A 15,867-nucleotide genomic window follows, 5' to 3' on the forward strand; every position below is an offset into this window, starting at 1 on the left:
TATGACGGTAATTGATCCTGCAAGCTACGCCAACCATATTCAGGTATTGCAGCAGCGGACCCGCCAATTGCTGGAGCGGGAAAACCTGGATGGCCTGGTGATTCACTCTGGCCAGACCAAGCGTAAATTTCTCGATGACATGGATTATCCGTTTAAAGCCAATCCGCACTTCAAGGCCTGGTTGCCTGTGGTGGATAACCCGCACTGCTGGCTGCAGGTGGATGGCGTCAATAAACCAAAATTGATTTTTTACCGGCCAAAAGACTTCTGGCACAAAGTACCGGATGTGCCAGGGGATTTTTGGGCTGAGCATTTTGATATTCAATTGCTGGAAAAAGCCAACCAGGTCGAACAATTGCTGCCGTACGATAAAGAGCGGCTGGCGTATTTAGGTGAGTACCTGGAAGTTGCCCAGGCATTAGGCTTTAGTGAAATCAACCCGGAGCCAGTGCTGAACTTTCTGCATTACCACCGCGCTTATAAAACTGAGTACGAGTTGCAGTGCCTGCGCCAGGCCAACCGCATGGCGGTGGCGGGCCACAAGGCTGCCAAAGCAGCCTTTTATGCCGGCGGCTCAGAGTTTGATATTCAGTTGGCTTACCTCTCGGCTGTTGGTCAGACGGAAAACGAGGTGCCTTACGGCAATATTGTGGCACTGAATCAACACTGCGCTATTTTGCACTACACGGCGCTGGAGCGACAAAAGCCAGTGCAGCATCACAGTTTTCTGATCGATGCCGGGGCCGAGTTTCATGGCTATGCCGCCGATATCACCCGCACCTACAGTTTTGATCGCGGCCACGAGTTTGCAGAGCTGATCAAACGGGTTGATGCCATTACGCTGCAGATGGTTGATGGCCTGAAACCTGGTATCAAATACAGCGAGTTGCATTTGCAAACGCATCGGTTAATTGCTGAAGTGCTGGCGGATTTTGATTTTGTCCGGTTGGGGGCTGAGGCCATGGTGGAGCAACACATTACCCGGGCTTTCTTCCCGCATGGTTTAGGGCACCATCTTGGCTTGCAGGTGCACGATGTCGGTGGCTTTATGCTGGATGAGCGCGGTACCCATCTGCCGCCACCAGAGCAGCATCCGTTTTTACGCTGTACCCGTTTGATCGAGCCGTCGATGGTCTACACCATAGAGCCGGGGTTGTATTTTATTGATTCCTTACTGGATGAGCTGCCTGATGCACAGAAAAAGCTGCTAAACTGGGATAAAATTCAGGCCTTTAAGCCATTTGGTGGCATCCGGATCGAAGACAATGTCATCGTACACCGGGAGCGCAATGAAAATATGACCAGGGAACTGCAGCTGGATTAACCGGCAGGTAGTCGTCTGGCGCTCTGCCAGTTCGGGGAACTATGCAATATCGCTCCATTATCCGCATTCTGGGGTTGCTGGTCGCTGTGTTCAGCGCCAGCATGCTGCCGCCAGCCCTGGTATCGCTTTGGTATCAGGATGGCGCTGGTGTTCCTTTTCTGCTGTCTTTTGTGATCTGTGTCAGCGTTGGTTTGTTGATCTGGTACCCCAACCGCAGCTATCAGCGTGATTTGAAAGTACGCGACGGCTTTTTGATTGTAGTGATGTTTTGGCTGGTGTTAGGGGCTGTTGGTACCTTACCGCTCTATTTATCGTCAGAAACCGGCATGAACCTGGCCGATGCTACCTTTGAAGCCTTTTCCGGGCTCACCACCACCGGAGCCACCGTACTTACCGGTATTGAAACCCTGCCAAAAGCCATTTTGTTTTACCGCCAGCAACTGCAATGGCTGGGCGGCATGGGGATCATCGTGTTGGCGGTAGCAATTCTGCCGATGCTGGGTGTTGGCGGCATGCAGTTGTACAAAGCGGAAACCCCGGGGCCGGTCAAAGACAACAAAGTCACACCGCGCATTGCCGATACCGCCAAACATCTGTGGTTGATTTATGTGGTGCTGACGCTGACCTGTGCTTTGGCTTATCGTCTGGCGGGGATGGGCTGGTTTGATGCGGTGGGTCATTCTTTTTCCACCGTCGCTATAGGCGGTTTCTCGACCTACGATGCCAGTATTGGTCACTTCAACAGTAGTGCCATTAATATTATCTGTGTGGTGTTTCTGCTCCTCAGTGCCATCAATTACCCGCTGCACTTTGCAGCCATGCGTGGTAAAAATATTCTGACCTACTGGCGTGATCCCGAGCTGCGGGCTTTTTTGTTTATTCAGGGCTCGCTGGTTGTGCTGATTTTTATTGGTTTGCTGCGCAGCCAGGTGTATGACACCACCTGGGAAGCCTTTGATCATGGTCTGTTTCAGGCCGTTTCTATATCTACCACCGCAGGCTTTGCCACAGGCGGTTTTGCTTACTGGCCCTTGTATTTGCCGATCCTGTTAATTTTCTCCAGTTTTATTGGCGGCTGTGCCGGCTCGACCGGTGGTGGTATGAAAGTGGTGCGGGTGTTATTGCTGTTCTTGCAGGGCAAGCGCGAGCTAAACCGGCTGGTGCATCCGCGGGCCATCTACAGCATTAAGCTGGGGCGGCGGGCGGTGCCAGACCGGGTGGTTGAGGCGGTATGGGGCTTTTTCGCTGCCTATGCCTTGGTGTTTGTGATTATTATGCTGCTGCTGATTATGACCGGGCTGGATAATATGACGGCTTTTTCTGCGACCGCTGCGTGCCTAAATAACCTTGGCCCTGGTCTGGGTGACGTGGCTTCGCATTTTGGTGATATCCCTGATATGAGTAAATATTTGTTGGTGATTGCGATGGTATTTGGCCGGCTGGAGATTTTCACCTTGCTGGTGCTCTTTACGCCGGCTTTCTGGAAAAACTAACGGCTAAATAAATATCGCACTGACCTGGAACAGCTTCTCTACTTCGCTGATATGTTTTTTATCCACCAGAAACAGAATCATATGATCGTCACTTTGAATCTGGATATGATCATGCGCAATGATCACTTCATCACCCCGCACAATGGCCCCTATGGTGGCACCTGGCGGTAATTTGATGTCGCCAATGGCCCGGCCAACTACTTTGGAAGTGGTTTCATCGCCGCGGGCGATGGCCTCAATGGCCTCGGCAGCACCACGGCGCAGTGAGTACACATTAACAATATCGCCTCGCCGAATATGAGTTAGCAGGGCGGAAATGGTTGCTTGTTGTGGCGATACCGCGATATCAACTTCTCCACCTTGCAGCAGGTCGACGTAAGCGCCGCGCTTGATCAGCACAATGGTTTTTTGCGCACCCATCCGCTTGGCCAGCATGGCCGACATAATATTGGCTTCGTCATCGTTGGTAACGGCAATAAAAACATCGATTTGCTCGATATTTTCTTCTTCCAGTAACTCAGGATCGGAGATATCGCCGACATAGACCAGGGTGTTGTCCAGTACGCCGGATAGAAATTCAGCCCGGTCCTTGCTGCGCTCAATCAGCTTTACACTGTAATTATTTTCCAGCGCTCTGGCCAGGCCGTAGCCTACGTTACCGCCACCGGCAATCATAATTCGGCGATAGCTGCTTTCCAGCTTTTGCAGTTCGCTCATCACCACCCGGATATGCTTGGTAGCAGCAACAAAAAATACTTCGTCATCGGCTTCGATTACCGTAGTTCCCAACGGTTTGATCGAGGTACCACGGCGGTAAATGGCTGCGACCCGGGCATCAATATTGGGCATATGCACTTTCAGGGTAGAAAGTGCATGCCCAACCAGCATACCGCCATAATAGGCCCGCAAACCGACCAGGCTGACTTTGCCCTGGGCAAACTCTACCACCTGCAAAGCGCCCGGGTAATCAATCAGCCGGCGGATGTAATCGGTCACCAGGGTTTCCGGGGCAATAAAGTGATCGACCGGCATGTCTTCCCGGCGGAACAGTTGATCGCGGTACTTCAGGTACTGATTGCTGCGAATACGGGCAATTTTAAGCGGGGTATGAAAAATACTGTAGGCGACCTGACAAGCAACGATATTGACTTCATCGCTACTGGTCACGGCCACCAGCATATCGGCATCTTCAGCGCCGGCTTTTTTCAGAATGTCCGGGTGGGCGCCATAGCCATGAATGACCTGCAAGTCGAAGCGATCCTGCAATAACCGAAGTTTCTCCATATTGGTATCCACTACGGTGATCTCATTCATTTCCCCGACCAGATTTTCAGCCAGGGTTCCGCCAACCTGGCCTGCGCCAAGAATGATGATTTTCATGACTTTTGTTCTGCCTTAAGCTGTTTCATCACTTTAGCATAGAAAAAGCCATCCATCTGCTGCTGGCCGGGCAGGATTTGCCAGCCTGTGGCTTTTCCATGGATCGGCAGCAAAGTAGCATTCGGGGTTTGCTGCAAAAAATTTGTCAGCTGCTGTTGGTTTTCATTACTGAATACACTGCAGGTGGCGTACAGCAAGATGCCGCCTGGCTTGAGCAACGGCCACAGCTGCTGCAGCATTCTGGCCTGTATGCCAGCAAGGACTGTGATGTCACTGGCTTTACGCAGCCAGCGAATATCGGGGTGCCGACGAATGACGCCACTGGCCGAGCAGGGCGCATCCAGTAATATACGGTCAAATGGTTCACCATCCCACCACAGGTCTGGCTCACTGGCGTCCGCAGCCTGCACTTCGGCCTGGTGCTGTAAACGTGCCAGGTTGGCATGCACCCGTTCTAACCGGTTGGCATCAACATCCAGCGCCAGTACCCGGGCCGAAGGGGCCAGTTCCAGCAGGTGACTGGTTTTACCGCCCGGGGCACAACAGGCATCCAGCACGCGCTGGCCATTGGCCGGCTCCAGCAAATGAGCGGCATACTGGGCGGCTGCATCTTGCACGGCAAACCAGCCTTGCTGATAGCCGGGCAGGCTGGTGATATCGCGGGCTTGCTCCAGCAAAATCGCCTCTGGCAGGTCAGCCAGTGGTTGCTGCCAGCCAATATCGGCCGCACTCAGTGCGGCGGTAAAGTCAGTGATGGCAACTTGCTGCTGATTGACCCTGAGCCAAAGCGGAGCTTTTTGCTGGTTGGCCAGTAAAATGTCGGGCCATTGCTGCGGGTAGTCCTGTTGCAACTGCTGCACCAGCCAGCCCGGGTGGCTGTAGCGAATGGCCGGTGGCTGCTGTGCAAACTGCAGCAACTCTGGCCGGCGCTGCACGGAGCGCAGTACGCCGTTAATCAGGCCGGTCATGGACTTGCCTTTCAGCTCCCGGGCTCCATCCACCGTTTCGCTGATAGCGGCATGATCCGGAATGCGCAGCCAGTGCAGCTGATAAATCCCGACATACAGCAAAAATTGCAGTGGCCGTAGCTTTTTCACCAGCGGCTTATCCATCAGTTGGCGACAGACATGATCCAGCTGGGCCAGATGGCGCAGTACGCCAAAGCAGAGTTCTTGCAACAGGGCCTGATCTTTACTGTCCTGCAGTTGTTGCTGCGCTTTGGGCAGCACTTCGGATAGGGAGCGCCCCTGGTCGACCACCTGATAGCAAGATTGCGCTGCCAGCGCACGCAGATTAACGGGCATTGTTTGCTTGGGTCGTGGCGGCCTGGATCAGACTGCCGGGCTGGAACCAGTCGGCGCGGCCATTGATAAAGTCGGCGATCGCCATTGGTTTCTTGCCGGCAGGTTGCAGTTTGGTGATAACCAATACATGCTCAGCGGTGGCAATCTTCAGGCCCTGTCGGTTCAGCGCCAGAATCTGGCCCGGTGTGGCTTGCTCTATCGCGGGCTCTACCTGTGCGGCCAACACCTTGATGCGGTGTGCGCCGTGTGCAAGCACACTGACGGGCCAGGGATTAAAAGCACGAATTTCCCGCTCTAACTGGGCAGCTGTTTTTTGGAAATCCAGTTCAGCTTCTTCTTTGCTTAGCTTGGCTGCATAACAGGCCTGGCGCTCATCCTGCACTTCGGCCTGAGCTTGTAAGGCTGGTAGATCATTCAGAGCCTGCACCAGGGCATCCGGGCCAAGTTCTGCCAGTTTCTGATACAGGCTGGCACTGGTATCTGCTGCTGTGATGGAGCAGGTTACTTTACTTAGCATAGCACCGGTATCCAAACCTTTATCCATTTGCATAATGGTGATACCGGTTTGATGGTCACCGGCCCAAATCGCCCGTTGAATAGGCGCTGCACCACGCCAGCGTGGCAGTAAGGAACCGTGGACATTGATGCAACCAAGGCGTGGGGTATCCAGTACCGCTTGTGGCAGCAACAAACCGTAGGCCACAACAACCATCACATCGGCATTGAGTTCTGCCAACTGCTGTTGTGCCGCCGGATCTTTGAAATTGGCGGGTTGTAACACTGGAAGTTGATGCTGCTGTGCCAGTTGCTTCACCGGGCTGGCCGTCAGTTGCTGGCCGCGGCCGGCCGGGCGGTCTGGTTGCGTATAGACTGCCAGCAACTGATGGCTGCTGTTCAGTAGCGCTTTCAGATGTTCGGCAGCGAAGTCGGGGGTGCCGGCAAAAACAATACGAAGAGGAGCGGTCACAATCTATCCTGTGTTAAAGGGCGTGGCGAGCAGCCAGCCGGGCTTCTTTTTCCAGCTTTTTGCGGATCCGATCCCGTTTTAACGGCGACAGGTAATCAATAAAAAGTTTACCCAGCAAATGATCCAGCTCGTGTTGAATGCAAATAGCCAACAAGCCATCTGCTTGCAGTTCAAACCAATCGCCATTGGCATTTTGTGCCTTGACGGTGACTTCAGCGGCCCGTTCAACCTTGGCGTAACTGTTTGGCACCGACAAGCAGCCTTCTTCGTAAGTGGTATCACCGCTTTTGGCGATAATTTCCGGGTTAATCAGCACCAAAGGCTCATCCCGTTGCTCCGATACATCAATCACCACCACCCGGACATGGTGATCGACTTGGGTTGCCGCCAGGCCGATACCATTTTCATCGTACATGGTTTCCAGCATGTCGTTGACAAGCTGCTGAATTTCTGGGGTAATCTCGGCAACCGGTTTGGCAATGGTCCGTAACCGGTCGTCTGGAAAATGCAACACTCGAAGTACGCTCATAGGCTCCACAAATACTATGCTTAACTGAAATAACTGTGCTAAGGTCTGATTTTAGCCATTAATGTGCGCGATGAACAGCTTCGTCTGTCATAATTACAACAAGATCACGCTGGGGATGCTGGCATGGTAAAACCTGTCCTTATTTTTTTAGTGCTGTTTGCTTTGTGTTTTGCTGCCATTGCGACTGCAGATGAACTCAAGGTTCGCGAAGATGCACCTGAACGTTATGTGGTGAAAAAAGGCGATACTCTTTGGGATATTTCGGCCATTTATCTCAGCCAGCCCTGGCGCTGGCCACAGCTATGGCGCATGAATCCGCAGATTGATAATCCACATTTGATTTTCCCTGGCGATGTATTACGACTGATCTACGATGCTGATGGCCGACCTATGCTGGTGCGTGATGATCGGGTTCGACGGTTATCACCTCACACCCGGGCAAGCGATACCCGGCCAGGTGCAATTACCACAGTCCCACTGGCGATGATCAGACCATTTTTAGCGCATGACCAGATGCTTAGCCAAAGTGATCTGGAAGGAAAACCTTACATTCTTGGTGCCAATAGCAATGTAAAGAATGCCACCGAAGGGCATACACTTTATGCCAGAGGTGAGCTGGAGCCGGGTAAAGCTTATGCCATTTACCGGAAAGGACGTCCCTATATCGATCCGGAAACGGGGGATAACCTGGGCTATGCGATGATGCTGGTTGCAACCAGCCGGGCATTCCGTGGGGGCAGCAATGAGCGGAATGAGCCTGCCTCCTTACAGATTCTGGATGTAAAGCGAGAAATTCGTCAAGGTGATATTGTGCTGCCCGCTCTGGATGGTGAGGCACTACCGGCTTATTTTCATATGGCGCGGCCTGAACAGAGGATTGATGGCTTAATTATTGAAACAACCTCCAAGCTGCGTGAATTTTCGAAGTGGGATATCGTGATCATTAATCGTGGCGCTAGCGATCAGTTAAAACCAGGGCATATGCTGGATATTCTGCGGCCATCACCGGCGGTGGTAGATCGCGGCAATGGCCAGCCAGTCTATCTGGAAGATGCTAGCCGTTACCAGCGCTTGGCCAGTAATTTCGGCCATGAACAAATGCAAATGCCACGCGAAAGAGTGGGGCATCTGATGGTATTCAAGGTAACTGAGCGTGCCAGTTATGCCATTGTAACGGATACCTACCGCCCGGTGAGGGTTGGAGATCATATCGTCAGTCCCTAGAGCAAAAGGAAGGTATCATGGACGATATCCTGAATTACTTAGTACTGGCTCAGGCCGGTATCAATGGTTATCACCTGCAGCGGCTGGCTTCACACTGCACAGCTGCTGAGCTTTGCCAGCAGCCAGTCAGCACCCTTCGCCAAATGGGCCTGACCGAGCGACAGGCCATCGCCATTCGACAGCCTGATATGCGTTTAGTGCAGCAGGCCGAGTCCTGGTTAAAACAAAGCCCGCTGCATCAGTTGATTTGCTATCAGGATCGGCTTTATCCACCACTGCTTAAACAAACCCGGCAGCCACCCCTGGTGCTCTTTGTTGCTGGCAATGCGGCATTGCTTAGTCAGCCACAAATAGCCATCGTTGGCAGCCGTCAGCCTAGCCCTACTGGTAAACAAACAGCGTATCAGTTTGCTGCTGAGCTGGTACGGCAGGGTTATGTGATCACCAGTGGCATGGCGCGTGGCATCGACAGCTGCGCACATCAGGGCGCTTTATCGGTCGAGGGGCCCACCATCGCAGTGCTGGGGCATGGTTTATCCCGCATCTATCCTAAATCCAATCAGGCTTTGGCTGGTCAAATCATGCAGCAGGGCGCTTTGGTGTCCGAGTATTTCCCAGCGGTAGAAGCAAGACCGGCACATTTTCCGCAGCGTAACCGCATTGTGGCAGGCTTGGCACGGGGAACTCTGGTGGTAGAGGCGGCGTTAAAAAGTGGCTCTCTGATTAGTGCGCATTTGGCGGTTGAAGCCAACCGGGATGTATTTGCTATTCCCGGTTCTATTTATCATCCACAATCTGCCGGTTGCCACGCTTTAATTCAACAAGGCGCTAAACTAACCACTTGTGTCGCCGATATTTTGGAGGAGTGGACTTTTTTCGCAAAATCAGGTCTAAAACAACAGCAAAGTGAAAAAAATTCAACGCCAGACTTGTTCGATGACAGTTTGTTAGCTAACGTAGGAGATGAAGCTACTGCGGTTGATCAGATCGCAGAACGGTCAGGGCTGTCGGTGGCGGACACGACCATTGCTTTGCTGCAGCTTGAGCTGGCAGGTCTGGTGGCAGTAGTGCCTGGTGGCTACATCAGAGTGAGGAGTACCTAAGTATGTTTGATATCCTCGTTTACCTGTTCGAAAACTACATTCACAATGAATCGGAAATTTATGCTGATCGTGCCGATCTGACCAAAGAGCTCAGTCTGGCCGGTTTTCATGATGACGATATCTTCCGGGCTTTGCAGTGGCTCGACAGTCTCTCCAAGCTGCAGGAAAGTCATGTAAAACCCTATCTGACGAAGCTGACGGTCAGCTCTGTCCGCGTTTATACCGTGGACGAAAGCCGCAAGCTGGATGCGCAGTGCAGGGGGTTCCTGATGTTTCTGGAGCAAATCAATGTGCTGGATGCCAGCACCCGGGAGATGGTGTTGGATCGGGTGATGGACCTTGATGGCCAGAGCATTTGTCTGGACGACCTGAAATGGGTGGTATTGATGGTGCTGTTTAATGTACCAGGTCGGGAAAGTGCCTATGCTCAGATGGAAGATCTGATCTTTGATGAGCCGGATGGTCAACTGCATTGACACTAACAGCTCTGTTGGGTCGGGCCTGAGGTTATGGCATACTGGCTACCTTCGTTCCAAGGTGGTAGCCTGAGCCATGACATCGCACCCCGACCCATTGTTCAAACTGCCTCAGCATCAGGGCGAATGCCCTTTATGCCAACATCCGCTGCTGATCAAATCCGGCAAAAACGGCCCTTTTATGGGTTGCAGCAATTACCCGACTTGCCATTACCTTAAACCATTGCACGAGCATGAACACAGTGTGGTCAAAGTTTTACCGCATGAGCCTTGCCCAGCCTGCGGCCAGCCGCTGGCGGTAAAAAATGGTCGTTATGGTATGTTTATCGGTTGCAGCGATTATCCAAATTGCGATTTTGTGGTGCATGAAGCCGATAACCAAACCGAACAATTCGACTGTCCGGCTTGCAGTAAAGGCCAGCTGGTAGAACGAATTAGCAAGTTCGGCAAGCACTTTTATGGCTGCAACCGCTATCCAAAGTGCAAGTTTTTGCTCAATGAGCAACCTGTCGCAGGCAGTTGCCAACAGTGTGGCTTTGGACTACTGATCCGCAAGAAAACCGCCAAAGGCGAGCGACTGCTGTGCGCTGATAAAGCTTGTCAGGCCGAGCAGTCGTAGTTAGTGCCCGTCCTGAAAGGCGGGCACTAACGTAGCGCAGGGAAGCCGTTTCAGGGTGGAAACTAGCTATGGTTAAATTTTAGGAAGTAGCAGCTCCAGCTCGGGAAAGTCTTCTTCCGGCAGCAGCGCAATCAGTTGCTCAAAACGCTTTGCCAATTGCTCTGTCGTATCGGCCGAGAGGTTGATATGGCCCATCTTGCGGCCGGGGCGAGCCGTTTTGCCATACCAGTGCAAATGCAGACCAGGAATGGTGAGTAGGGCGTCTGGCAACTGATCCAGCCCTAGAATATTCACCATCAAAGTGGGACGCAGTACCGAGGTAGCACCCAGTGGCAAGCCGCAGACTGCCCGAATATGGTTGGCAAACTGACTGGTATCGGCCCCTTGCTGGGTCCAGTGACCTGAGTTATGCACCCGTGGCGCGAGCTCATTCACCAGCAATTGCTCACCGACCACGAAAAACTCAATCGCCAGCACCCCGACATAATCAAGCTCATCGGCAATAGCCTGAAACATCCGCTCAGCCTGTGCTTGCAACGGATGCTCAGGCCTTGCCAGCGATACACTTAGCACACCGTTGACATGGTGGTTTTCGGTCAGCGGATAAAACACCGTGTCGCCATTGTTGCTCCGGGCACCGACCAGAGAGACTTCGTAATCAAAGGGAATGAACTGCTCTGCTACAATGCCTTGTTTGGCCTTTTTTGAGGCTTGTTTCAAAAACTGCGCTATCTCTGTCCAGACTGCATCCAGTTGCTCCATCTGTTTTAAGCGCCATTGACCTTTGCCGTCATAGCCCTCAAGTGCGCTTTTTAGTACCAGAGGCAGGCCTAATTGCTGAACCGCAGCTTCAAGTTCAGCTTTATTGTGGACTTCCGCATAAGCGGCATTGGCGACCCCGGCTTGCTGCAACAATGCTTTCTCAACACGACGATCACCACCGGATAAAATGGCGCGACTGCCAGGCAGGAACTTCCCGCTTTGCTCACAGGGTTCCAGCACCGCTTGGGGAATATGCTCAAACTCAGCGGTCACTACATCTGCATCACGCAGCGCTTGTTGCAGACCTTCACCTAACACCTGTTGATTGATGGGGTCGACAATCTGATCACTGCGTACATCAAAGGCCTGCACTTCAATATTCAGCGGGATAGCTTCCAGTGCCATCATTCTGGCCAGTTGGCCAGCACCAAGAACCAGTACCCGCATCAGGATAGCTCCGACGGATCAGGCTGGCTTAACACCGTATCAGTTTGCTGCTGGCGAAAAGCGTCAATTTTTTTCATTAGTGCCGGATCTTGCGTTGCCAGTACCTGAGCAGCCAGCAGGCCGGCATTGGCAGCACCGGCATCGCCAATGGCCAGGGTTCCTACCGCAACACCTTTGGGCATTTGCACAATGGAAAGCAGAGAGTCGAGCCCCTTCAGTGCTTTGGATTGTACCGGTACGCCCAGCACGGGTAAGCTGGTAAAGGCGGCAGTCATCCCAGGCAGATGGGCTGCACCGCCAGCACCGGCAATAATCACTTTCAGGCCACGTTCTGCGGCGCCGGAAGCATAATCGGCCAACAGTTGTGGTGTGCGATGGGCAGAGACCACCTTGGTTTCGTAGGCGATGCCAAAATGATCCAGCATATCAGCCGCATGCTTCATGGTCGGCCAGTCCGACGTCGAGCCCATGATAATCCCAACCAGCATTGCTATTTCCTTCTGAAGAGAATGAAGTGTGTGGACGAAAGCGCTATTATAGCGGCAACTGACTCTGAATTAAATTTTTACTGAAATGACCATGGCTGAAATTGTATCTATGCAGACAGCTGCAGAACTGGTGCAAGCTGGTGAAGTGATTGCTTACCCAACCGAGGCGGTATTTGGCCTTGGCTGTGACCCGCAAAATGAAGCTGCAGTGATGCGGCTGCTGGCGATTAAACAGCGCCCGGTCGAGAAAGGGTTAATTTTAATTGCTGCCGATTACTCACAGTTGCTGCCCTATATTGACGATGCGGCGATTCCACTTGAGCGTCGGGCCGAAATTTTCTCCAGTTGGCCGGGCCATATCAGCTGGGTGTTGCCGGCCAGTGCAAAGGCACCGACTTGGATCACCGGTCAGCATTCGAGCATAGCGGTGCGGGTTAGCACCCACCCGGTGGTGCGGGCACTGTGCCATACGTTGGCGATGCCACTGGTTTCTACCAGCGCTAACCGTGCCGGTGAGCCTGCGCTGATTGATAGTGCCGAGCTGTTGCGGCAGTTGGGCGATGATATTGCAGCTCTGGTTGCTGGTGACTTGGGAGGTGCTGCCCAGCCCAGCCAGATCCGTGATGCCATCAGTGGCCAGGTGTTAAGGAGTTAAGATGGTAACTAGCAGTCAGCAGCAACTAGCCGAGGTACAAGGCTTTTTACAGCAATTGCAGGATAGTATCTGTCAGGCATTGCAGCAGGCCGATGGCAGAGCTCATTTTGTCGAGGATGCCTGGCAACGCGCTGGAGGTGGTGGTGGTCGCAGTCGGGTGTTGACAGGCGGTGCTGTGTTCGAACAGGCGGGGGTCAATTACTCGCATGTCTATGGTGCCCAAATGCCAGCTTCGGCCACGGCACACCGGCCAGAGCTGGCCGGGCGTAGTTTTCATGCCTGCGGTGTGTCGCTGGTGATTCACCCGAACAACCCGTACTTACCGACTACCCATGCTAATGTGCGCTTTTTTATTGCTGAAAAAGCAGGCGAGCCGCCGGTCTGGTGGTTTGGCGGAGGGTTTGATCTGACGCCTTTTTATCCCTTTGAAGAGGATGTGGTGCATTGGCATCAGGTTGCTAAGGCGGCGGTCGAGCCGTTCGGAGCGGAGTATTATCCGCGCTACAAACAATGGTGCGATGACTATTTTTACTTAAAACATCGTGGCGAAACCCGTGGTGTCGGTGGTTTGTTCTTTGATGATCTGAATGAGCCTGGCTTTGAGCAAAGTTTTGCGCTGATGCGTGCTGTCGGCGAGGCCTTCTTGCCTGCTTATTTGCCTTTGGTAGAAAGGCGTAAAGAGACCCCTTATGGTGAGCGAGAGCGGCAGTTCCAGCTGTATCGGCGCGGCCGCTATGTGGAATTTAATCTGGTGTTTGATCGCGGTACCTTGTTTGGCCTGCAAAGCGGTGGCCGTACCGAATCGATTTTGATGTCGATGCCTCCGCTGGTGCGGTGGCAATACGGTTTTCAGCCAGCGCCCGGCAGCCCGGAAGCTGCCTTGTACGAGCGTTATCTGCAGCCACAGGACTGGCTGGGGGTTAACAGTTAATCATATGGCTTGCCAGTTGTCCCAGCGACTGGCGTAGCCCTTCGCGTAACATGGCGTCTTCGACCACCTCGTCCAGCGCCTGGTTCATGCAAAACATCCATTGATCGCGCAGCTGTTGATTGACGGTAAAAGGCAGGTGGCGGGCGCGCAGCCTGGGGTGGCCGTATTTTTCTTCAAACAGGGCGGGGCCGCCCAGCCAGCCGGATAAGAACTCAAAGAACTTTTGCCGAATCGCATCCAAAGGTTGGGGGTGAATGGCCAACAGCTCGTGCGCCTCTGGTGCCGTTTCCATCACATCGTAAAAGCGATTGGCCAGGCGGCGCACTGCGGCTTCTCCACCCATAATGGCATAAGGCGTTTGCTTCGGGGTTGGATGTTCCGGCTGGCGCTCAGGCTGTTTTTTATGAAATACTTGCTGCAGGATTTGTTTGATGGACATAAAAGTGGACCGCTACGCTGTATTTGGACATCCGATTGCGCACTCAAAGTCGCCGCTTATTCATACGCTCTTTGCACAGCAATGCGCCGAGGCCATGCAGTACCAGGCGATTTTAGCACCGCTGGATGGCTTTGCCGAGAGCTGGCAGGCTTTTGTTGCCGAAGGTGGGCGGGGTGGCAATGTGACGGTGCCTTTTAAAGAGCAGGCCTTTGCTCTGGCGGAGCAGTTGACCGAGCGGGCGGCGCAAGCTGGCGCCGTCAATACCTTGTATTTTGATCAAAACGGCCAGTTGTGTGGTGATAACACCGATGGTGCCGGTTTGGTGCAGGACTTACTGCGGCTTGAAGCACCACTAAAAGATCAGCAGGTATTGCTGCTTGGCGCCGGTGGCGCCAGTCGCGGCGTAATTGGGCCTTTGCTGCAAGCTGGTGCTGCATCCATTACCATCGCCAATCGAACCGCTGCCAAAGCGCAATTGTTGGCAGAACACTTTGGCAGTAAGGTGTCTGGCTGTGCTTTAACGGAAATTCCACCAGCGGCTTATTCTTTGGTGATCAATGCCACCTCGTCCGGTTTGTCGGGAGAGCGGCCAGCGATTGCAGCGGAAGCACTGAAGGGCTGCACCTTTGCCTATGACATGCTCTATGGCAAGGAGCCGACCGCATTTTTGCGCTGGTGTGCGCAGCAAGGCGTTCCGCGTCAGGCGGATGGGCTGGGTATGCTGGTGGGGCAGGCGGCTGAAGCTTTTCGCATCTGGCGTGGTAAAACACCTGCGGTAGAGCCTGTGATAGCCGCCTTAAAAAAGGCGCTGGTATGAATCAACAGCTGATCTTTAATCATGACTTTGTGTATAGCGACGAGCAAGATGCTGTCAGCTTCAGCTGTTTATTGGCCGGGCTTCGGTTGACCGGCTATATTGCCCGGCCTGACGAGGTGTCGGCAGACGTCTGGCTTAGCCAGGTACAAGCGGCCGCCTTTGATTGGGAAGACGCAGCCGAGCAGGTGCTTACCGACGAGTGCTGGAATGAGGCCGGTGAGTTCTGGCTACCGACCTCTGTTAACGACTAAACCTGCTCTGCCAGATACTCATCTTTTAACAGCACATAATTTTTAGCGGATGCAGCTAAGAAGGTGCGCTCGGCTTCCGTTAACGGGCGGGCTTGTTTTACCGGGCTACCAACATACAAATAGCCGGATTGCAGAGTTTTGCCAGGTGGTACCAGACTGCCAGCACCAATGATCACATCATCTTCTACTACCGCATCGTCCATCACTATTGCGCCCATGCCCACCAGGATCCGATTGCCAAGGATGCAACCATGCAGCATGCACTTGTGGCCGACAGTCACATCCTCGCCAATAATAAGCGGCGAGCCTTCGGGTTTGCTTGGGCTGGTACGGGTGACATGCAGCACGGTGCCATCCTGCACATTGGTGCGGGCACCAATGCGGATACGATTGACATCGCCACGGGCGGCCGCCAGGGGCCAGATGCTAACATCTGCTGCCAACTGCACATCACCAACAATAACGGCAGATGCATCAATATAAACACTGTGGTCAAAGCTTGGGCTGATGCCGCGATACGAGCGAGTTGTCATGATAAATCCTCCTGTGCTGCATTAGTATGCAACAGTTGGCGCTTAAATGCCCGTAGCGGGCGAACTTTAAGCGAACAGCATTGAAAACAGCTATTTTAACCAATAACTGCTTGCAAGGCAGTAAA

18 protein-coding genes are annotated in these 15,867 nt (G+C 53.2%); 10 read left to right on the forward strand and 8 right to left on the reverse strand.

What is annotated here, in order from left to right:
- The first annotated feature begins 1 nt into the window (after nucleotide 1).
- Both pepQ and QWF21_RS09370 read left to right on the forward strand, forming a co-directional pair.
- Entirely contained in the window at nucleotides 2–1,324 is a 1,323-nt protein-coding gene (pepQ, locus tag QWF21_RS09365) for a Xaa-Pro dipeptidase (protein ID WP_330087784.1), read from the forward strand.
- A 41-nt stretch (nucleotides 1,325–1,365) separates the two neighbouring features.
- Nucleotides 1,366–2,817 carry a TrkH family potassium uptake protein gene (locus QWF21_RS09370; RefSeq protein WP_330087785.1) on the forward strand — a complete coding sequence of 484 codons (1,452 nt, stop codon included), beginning with the start codon at nucleotides 1,366–1,368 and terminating at the stop codon, nucleotides 2,815–2,817.
- Between the two features lie 3 nt (nucleotides 2,818–2,820).
- Here QWF21_RS09370 and trkA read toward each other — a convergent pair whose 3' ends face one another.
- Genes trkA through def form a run of 4 tightly spaced genes read right to left on the reverse strand, consistent with a single transcriptional unit; the run spans nucleotide 2,821 to nucleotide 6,997 of the window.
- Nucleotides 2,821–4,197, reverse strand: coding sequence for a Trk system potassium transporter TrkA (trkA, locus tag QWF21_RS09375; protein WP_330087786.1), 1,377 nt, complete (start codon nucleotides 4,195–4,197; stop codon nucleotides 2,821–2,823).
- Entirely contained in the window at nucleotides 4,194–5,501 is a 1,308-nt protein-coding gene (gene rsmB, locus QWF21_RS09380) for a 16S rRNA (cytosine(967)-C(5))-methyltransferase RsmB (RefSeq protein WP_330087787.1), read from the reverse strand. The genes trkA and rsmB overlap by 4 nt, the downstream gene beginning before the upstream one ends.
- Nucleotides 5,491–6,468: a methionyl-tRNA formyltransferase gene (fmt, locus tag QWF21_RS09385; protein ID WP_330087788.1), complete on the reverse strand. Its 978-nt coding sequence runs from the start codon at nucleotides 6,466–6,468 to the stop codon at nucleotides 5,491–5,493. The genes rsmB and fmt overlap by 11 nt, the downstream gene beginning before the upstream one ends.
- Nucleotides 6,469–6,481: 13 nt before the next feature.
- Nucleotides 6,482–6,997, reverse strand: a complete 516-nt coding sequence (def, locus tag QWF21_RS09390) for a peptide deformylase (protein WP_330087789.1) — start codon at nucleotides 6,995–6,997, stop codon at nucleotides 6,482–6,484.
- Nucleotides 6,998–7,120: 123 nt separating this feature from the next.
- Here def and QWF21_RS09395 point away from each other — a divergent pair, with 123 nt between their 5' ends.
- From QWF21_RS09395 to QWF21_RS09410, 4 genes are all read left to right on the forward strand, one after another.
- Nucleotides 7,121–8,221, forward strand: coding sequence for a LysM peptidoglycan-binding domain-containing protein (locus tag QWF21_RS09395; RefSeq protein ID WP_330087790.1), 1,101 nt, complete (start codon nucleotides 7,121–7,123; stop codon nucleotides 8,219–8,221).
- Nucleotides 8,222–8,238: 17 nt separating this feature from the next.
- A complete protein-coding gene (dprA, locus tag QWF21_RS09400) occupies nucleotides 8,239–9,324 on the forward strand; it encodes a DNA-processing protein DprA (protein WP_330087791.1) in 1,086 nt (361 codons plus the stop codon).
- Nucleotides 9,325–9,326: 2 nt separating this feature from the next.
- Complete coding sequence (locus tag QWF21_RS09405; protein WP_330087792.1) at nucleotides 9,327–9,800, forward strand: DUF494 family protein; 474 nt, start codon at nucleotides 9,327–9,329, stop codon at nucleotides 9,798–9,800.
- Between the two features lie 76 nt (nucleotides 9,801–9,876).
- Entirely contained in the window at nucleotides 9,877–10,419 is a 543-nt protein-coding gene (locus tag QWF21_RS09410; RefSeq protein WP_330087793.1) for a DNA topoisomerase family protein, read from the forward strand.
- 72 nt (nucleotides 10,420–10,491) lie between these two features.
- On the opposite strand, the gene QWF21_RS09415 is transcribed toward QWF21_RS09410, so the two are convergent.
- Nucleotides 10,492–11,628, reverse strand: a complete 1,137-nt coding sequence (locus tag QWF21_RS09415) for a 5-(carboxyamino)imidazole ribonucleotide synthase (protein WP_330087794.1) — start codon at nucleotides 11,626–11,628, stop codon at nucleotides 10,492–10,494.
- Nucleotides 11,628–12,116 (reverse strand): 5-(carboxyamino)imidazole ribonucleotide mutase, encoded by a 489-nt coding sequence (gene purE / locus QWF21_RS09420; RefSeq protein WP_330087795.1) that lies wholly within the window; start codon nucleotides 12,114–12,116, stop codon nucleotides 11,628–11,630. Before purE ends, QWF21_RS09415 begins: the two co-directional genes overlap by 1 nt.
- A gap of 91 nt (nucleotides 12,117–12,207) precedes the next feature.
- Between purE and QWF21_RS09425 the strand changes: the two genes are divergently transcribed.
- The gene (locus QWF21_RS09425; protein ID WP_330087796.1) at nucleotides 12,208–12,771 is read left to right on the forward strand and encodes a Sua5/YciO/YrdC/YwlC family protein; all 564 of its coding nucleotides are present in this window, start codon (nucleotides 12,208–12,210) and stop codon (nucleotides 12,769–12,771) included.
- A 1-nt stretch (nucleotide 12,772) separates the two neighbouring features.
- Nucleotides 12,773–13,702 carry an oxygen-dependent coproporphyrinogen oxidase gene (gene hemF, locus QWF21_RS09430; protein WP_330087797.1) on the forward strand — a complete coding sequence of 310 codons (930 nt, stop codon included), beginning with the start codon at nucleotides 12,773–12,775 and terminating at the stop codon, nucleotides 13,700–13,702.
- Here hemF and QWF21_RS09435 read toward each other — a convergent pair.
- Nucleotides 13,692–14,141, reverse strand: coding sequence for a group II truncated hemoglobin (locus QWF21_RS09435; protein ID WP_407935279.1), 450 nt, complete (start codon nucleotides 14,139–14,141; stop codon nucleotides 13,692–13,694). The two genes, hemF and QWF21_RS09435, sit on opposite strands and share 11 nt — an antisense overlap.
- Between QWF21_RS09435 and aroE the strand changes: the two genes are divergently transcribed.
- Both aroE and QWF21_RS09445 read left to right on the forward strand, forming a co-directional pair.
- Complete coding sequence (gene aroE, locus QWF21_RS09440) at nucleotides 14,134–14,958, forward strand: shikimate dehydrogenase (protein WP_330087798.1); 825 nt, start codon at nucleotides 14,134–14,136, stop codon at nucleotides 14,956–14,958. The two genes, QWF21_RS09435 and aroE, sit on opposite strands and share 8 nt — an antisense overlap.
- A complete protein-coding gene (locus QWF21_RS09445) occupies nucleotides 14,955–15,209 on the forward strand; it encodes a DUF1488 domain-containing protein (RefSeq protein ID WP_330087799.1) in 255 nt (84 codons plus the stop codon). The genes aroE and QWF21_RS09445 overlap by 4 nt, the downstream gene beginning before the upstream one ends.
- Here the strand turns inward: QWF21_RS09445 and QWF21_RS09450 are convergent.
- Complete coding sequence (locus tag QWF21_RS09450) at nucleotides 15,206–15,742, reverse strand: gamma carbonic anhydrase family protein (protein ID WP_330087800.1); 537 nt, start codon at nucleotides 15,740–15,742, stop codon at nucleotides 15,206–15,208. The two genes, QWF21_RS09445 and QWF21_RS09450, sit on opposite strands and share 4 nt — an antisense overlap.
- Nucleotides 15,743–15,867 lie beyond the last annotated feature (125 nt).

The sequence above is a fragment of the Alkalimonas mucilaginosa genome, from assembly GCF_036327005.1.
GTDB classification, from domain to species: domain Bacteria; phylum Pseudomonadota; class Gammaproteobacteria; order Enterobacterales; family Alteromonadaceae; genus Alkalimonas; species Alkalimonas mucilaginosa.

Excerpts from the sequence above, each read along its gene's own strand:
- QWF21_RS09370 (WP_330087785.1), top strand. The coding sequence starts at position 1,366 with ATGCAATATCGCTCCATTATCCGCATTCTGGGGTTGCTGGTCGCTGTG.
- QWF21_RS09405 (WP_330087792.1), top strand. The coding sequence starts at position 9,327 with ATGTTTGATATCCTCGTTTACCTGTTCGAAAACTACATTCACAATGAA.
- aroE (WP_330087798.1), top strand. The coding sequence starts at position 14,134 with ATGGACATAAAAGTGGACCGCTACGCTGTATTTGGACATCCGATTGCG.
- def (WP_330087789.1), bottom strand. The coding sequence starts at position 6,997 with ATGAGCGTACTTCGAGTGTTGCATTTTCCAGACGACCGGTTACGGACC.
- hemF (WP_330087797.1), top strand. The coding sequence starts at position 12,773 with ATGGTAACTAGCAGTCAGCAGCAACTAGCCGAGGTACAAGGCTTTTTA.
- QWF21_RS09415 (WP_330087794.1), bottom strand. The coding sequence starts at position 11,628 with ATGCGGGTACTGGTTCTTGGTGCTGGCCAACTGGCCAGAATGATGGCA.
- dprA (WP_330087791.1), top strand. The coding sequence starts at position 8,239 with ATGGACGATATCCTGAATTACTTAGTACTGGCTCAGGCCGGTATCAAT.
- QWF21_RS09410 (WP_330087793.1), top strand. The coding sequence starts at position 9,877 with ATGACATCGCACCCCGACCCATTGTTCAAACTGCCTCAGCATCAGGGC.
- rsmB (WP_330087787.1), bottom strand. The coding sequence starts at position 5,501 with ATGCCCGTTAATCTGCGTGCGCTGGCAGCGCAATCTTGCTATCAGGTG.
- QWF21_RS09395 (WP_330087790.1), top strand. The coding sequence starts at position 7,121 with ATGGTAAAACCTGTCCTTATTTTTTTAGTGCTGTTTGCTTTGTGTTTT.
- QWF21_RS09435 (WP_407935279.1), bottom strand. The coding sequence starts at position 14,141 with ATGTCCATCAAACAAATCCTGCAGCAAGTATTTCATAAAAAACAGCCT.
- pepQ (WP_330087784.1), top strand. The coding sequence starts at position 2 with ATGACGGTAATTGATCCTGCAAGCTACGCCAACCATATTCAGGTATTG.
- QWF21_RS09450 (WP_330087800.1), bottom strand. The coding sequence starts at position 15,742 with ATGACAACTCGCTCGTATCGCGGCATCAGCCCAAGCTTTGACCACAGT.
- QWF21_RS09445 (WP_330087799.1), top strand. The coding sequence starts at position 14,955 with ATGAATCAACAGCTGATCTTTAATCATGACTTTGTGTATAGCGACGAG.
- trkA (WP_330087786.1), bottom strand. The coding sequence starts at position 4,197 with ATGAAAATCATCATTCTTGGCGCAGGCCAGGTTGGCGGAACCCTGGCT.
- purE (WP_330087795.1), bottom strand. The coding sequence starts at position 12,116 with ATGCTGGTTGGGATTATCATGGGCTCGACGTCGGACTGGCCGACCATG.
- QWF21_RS09425 (WP_330087796.1), top strand. The coding sequence starts at position 12,208 with ATGGCTGAAATTGTATCTATGCAGACAGCTGCAGAACTGGTGCAAGCT.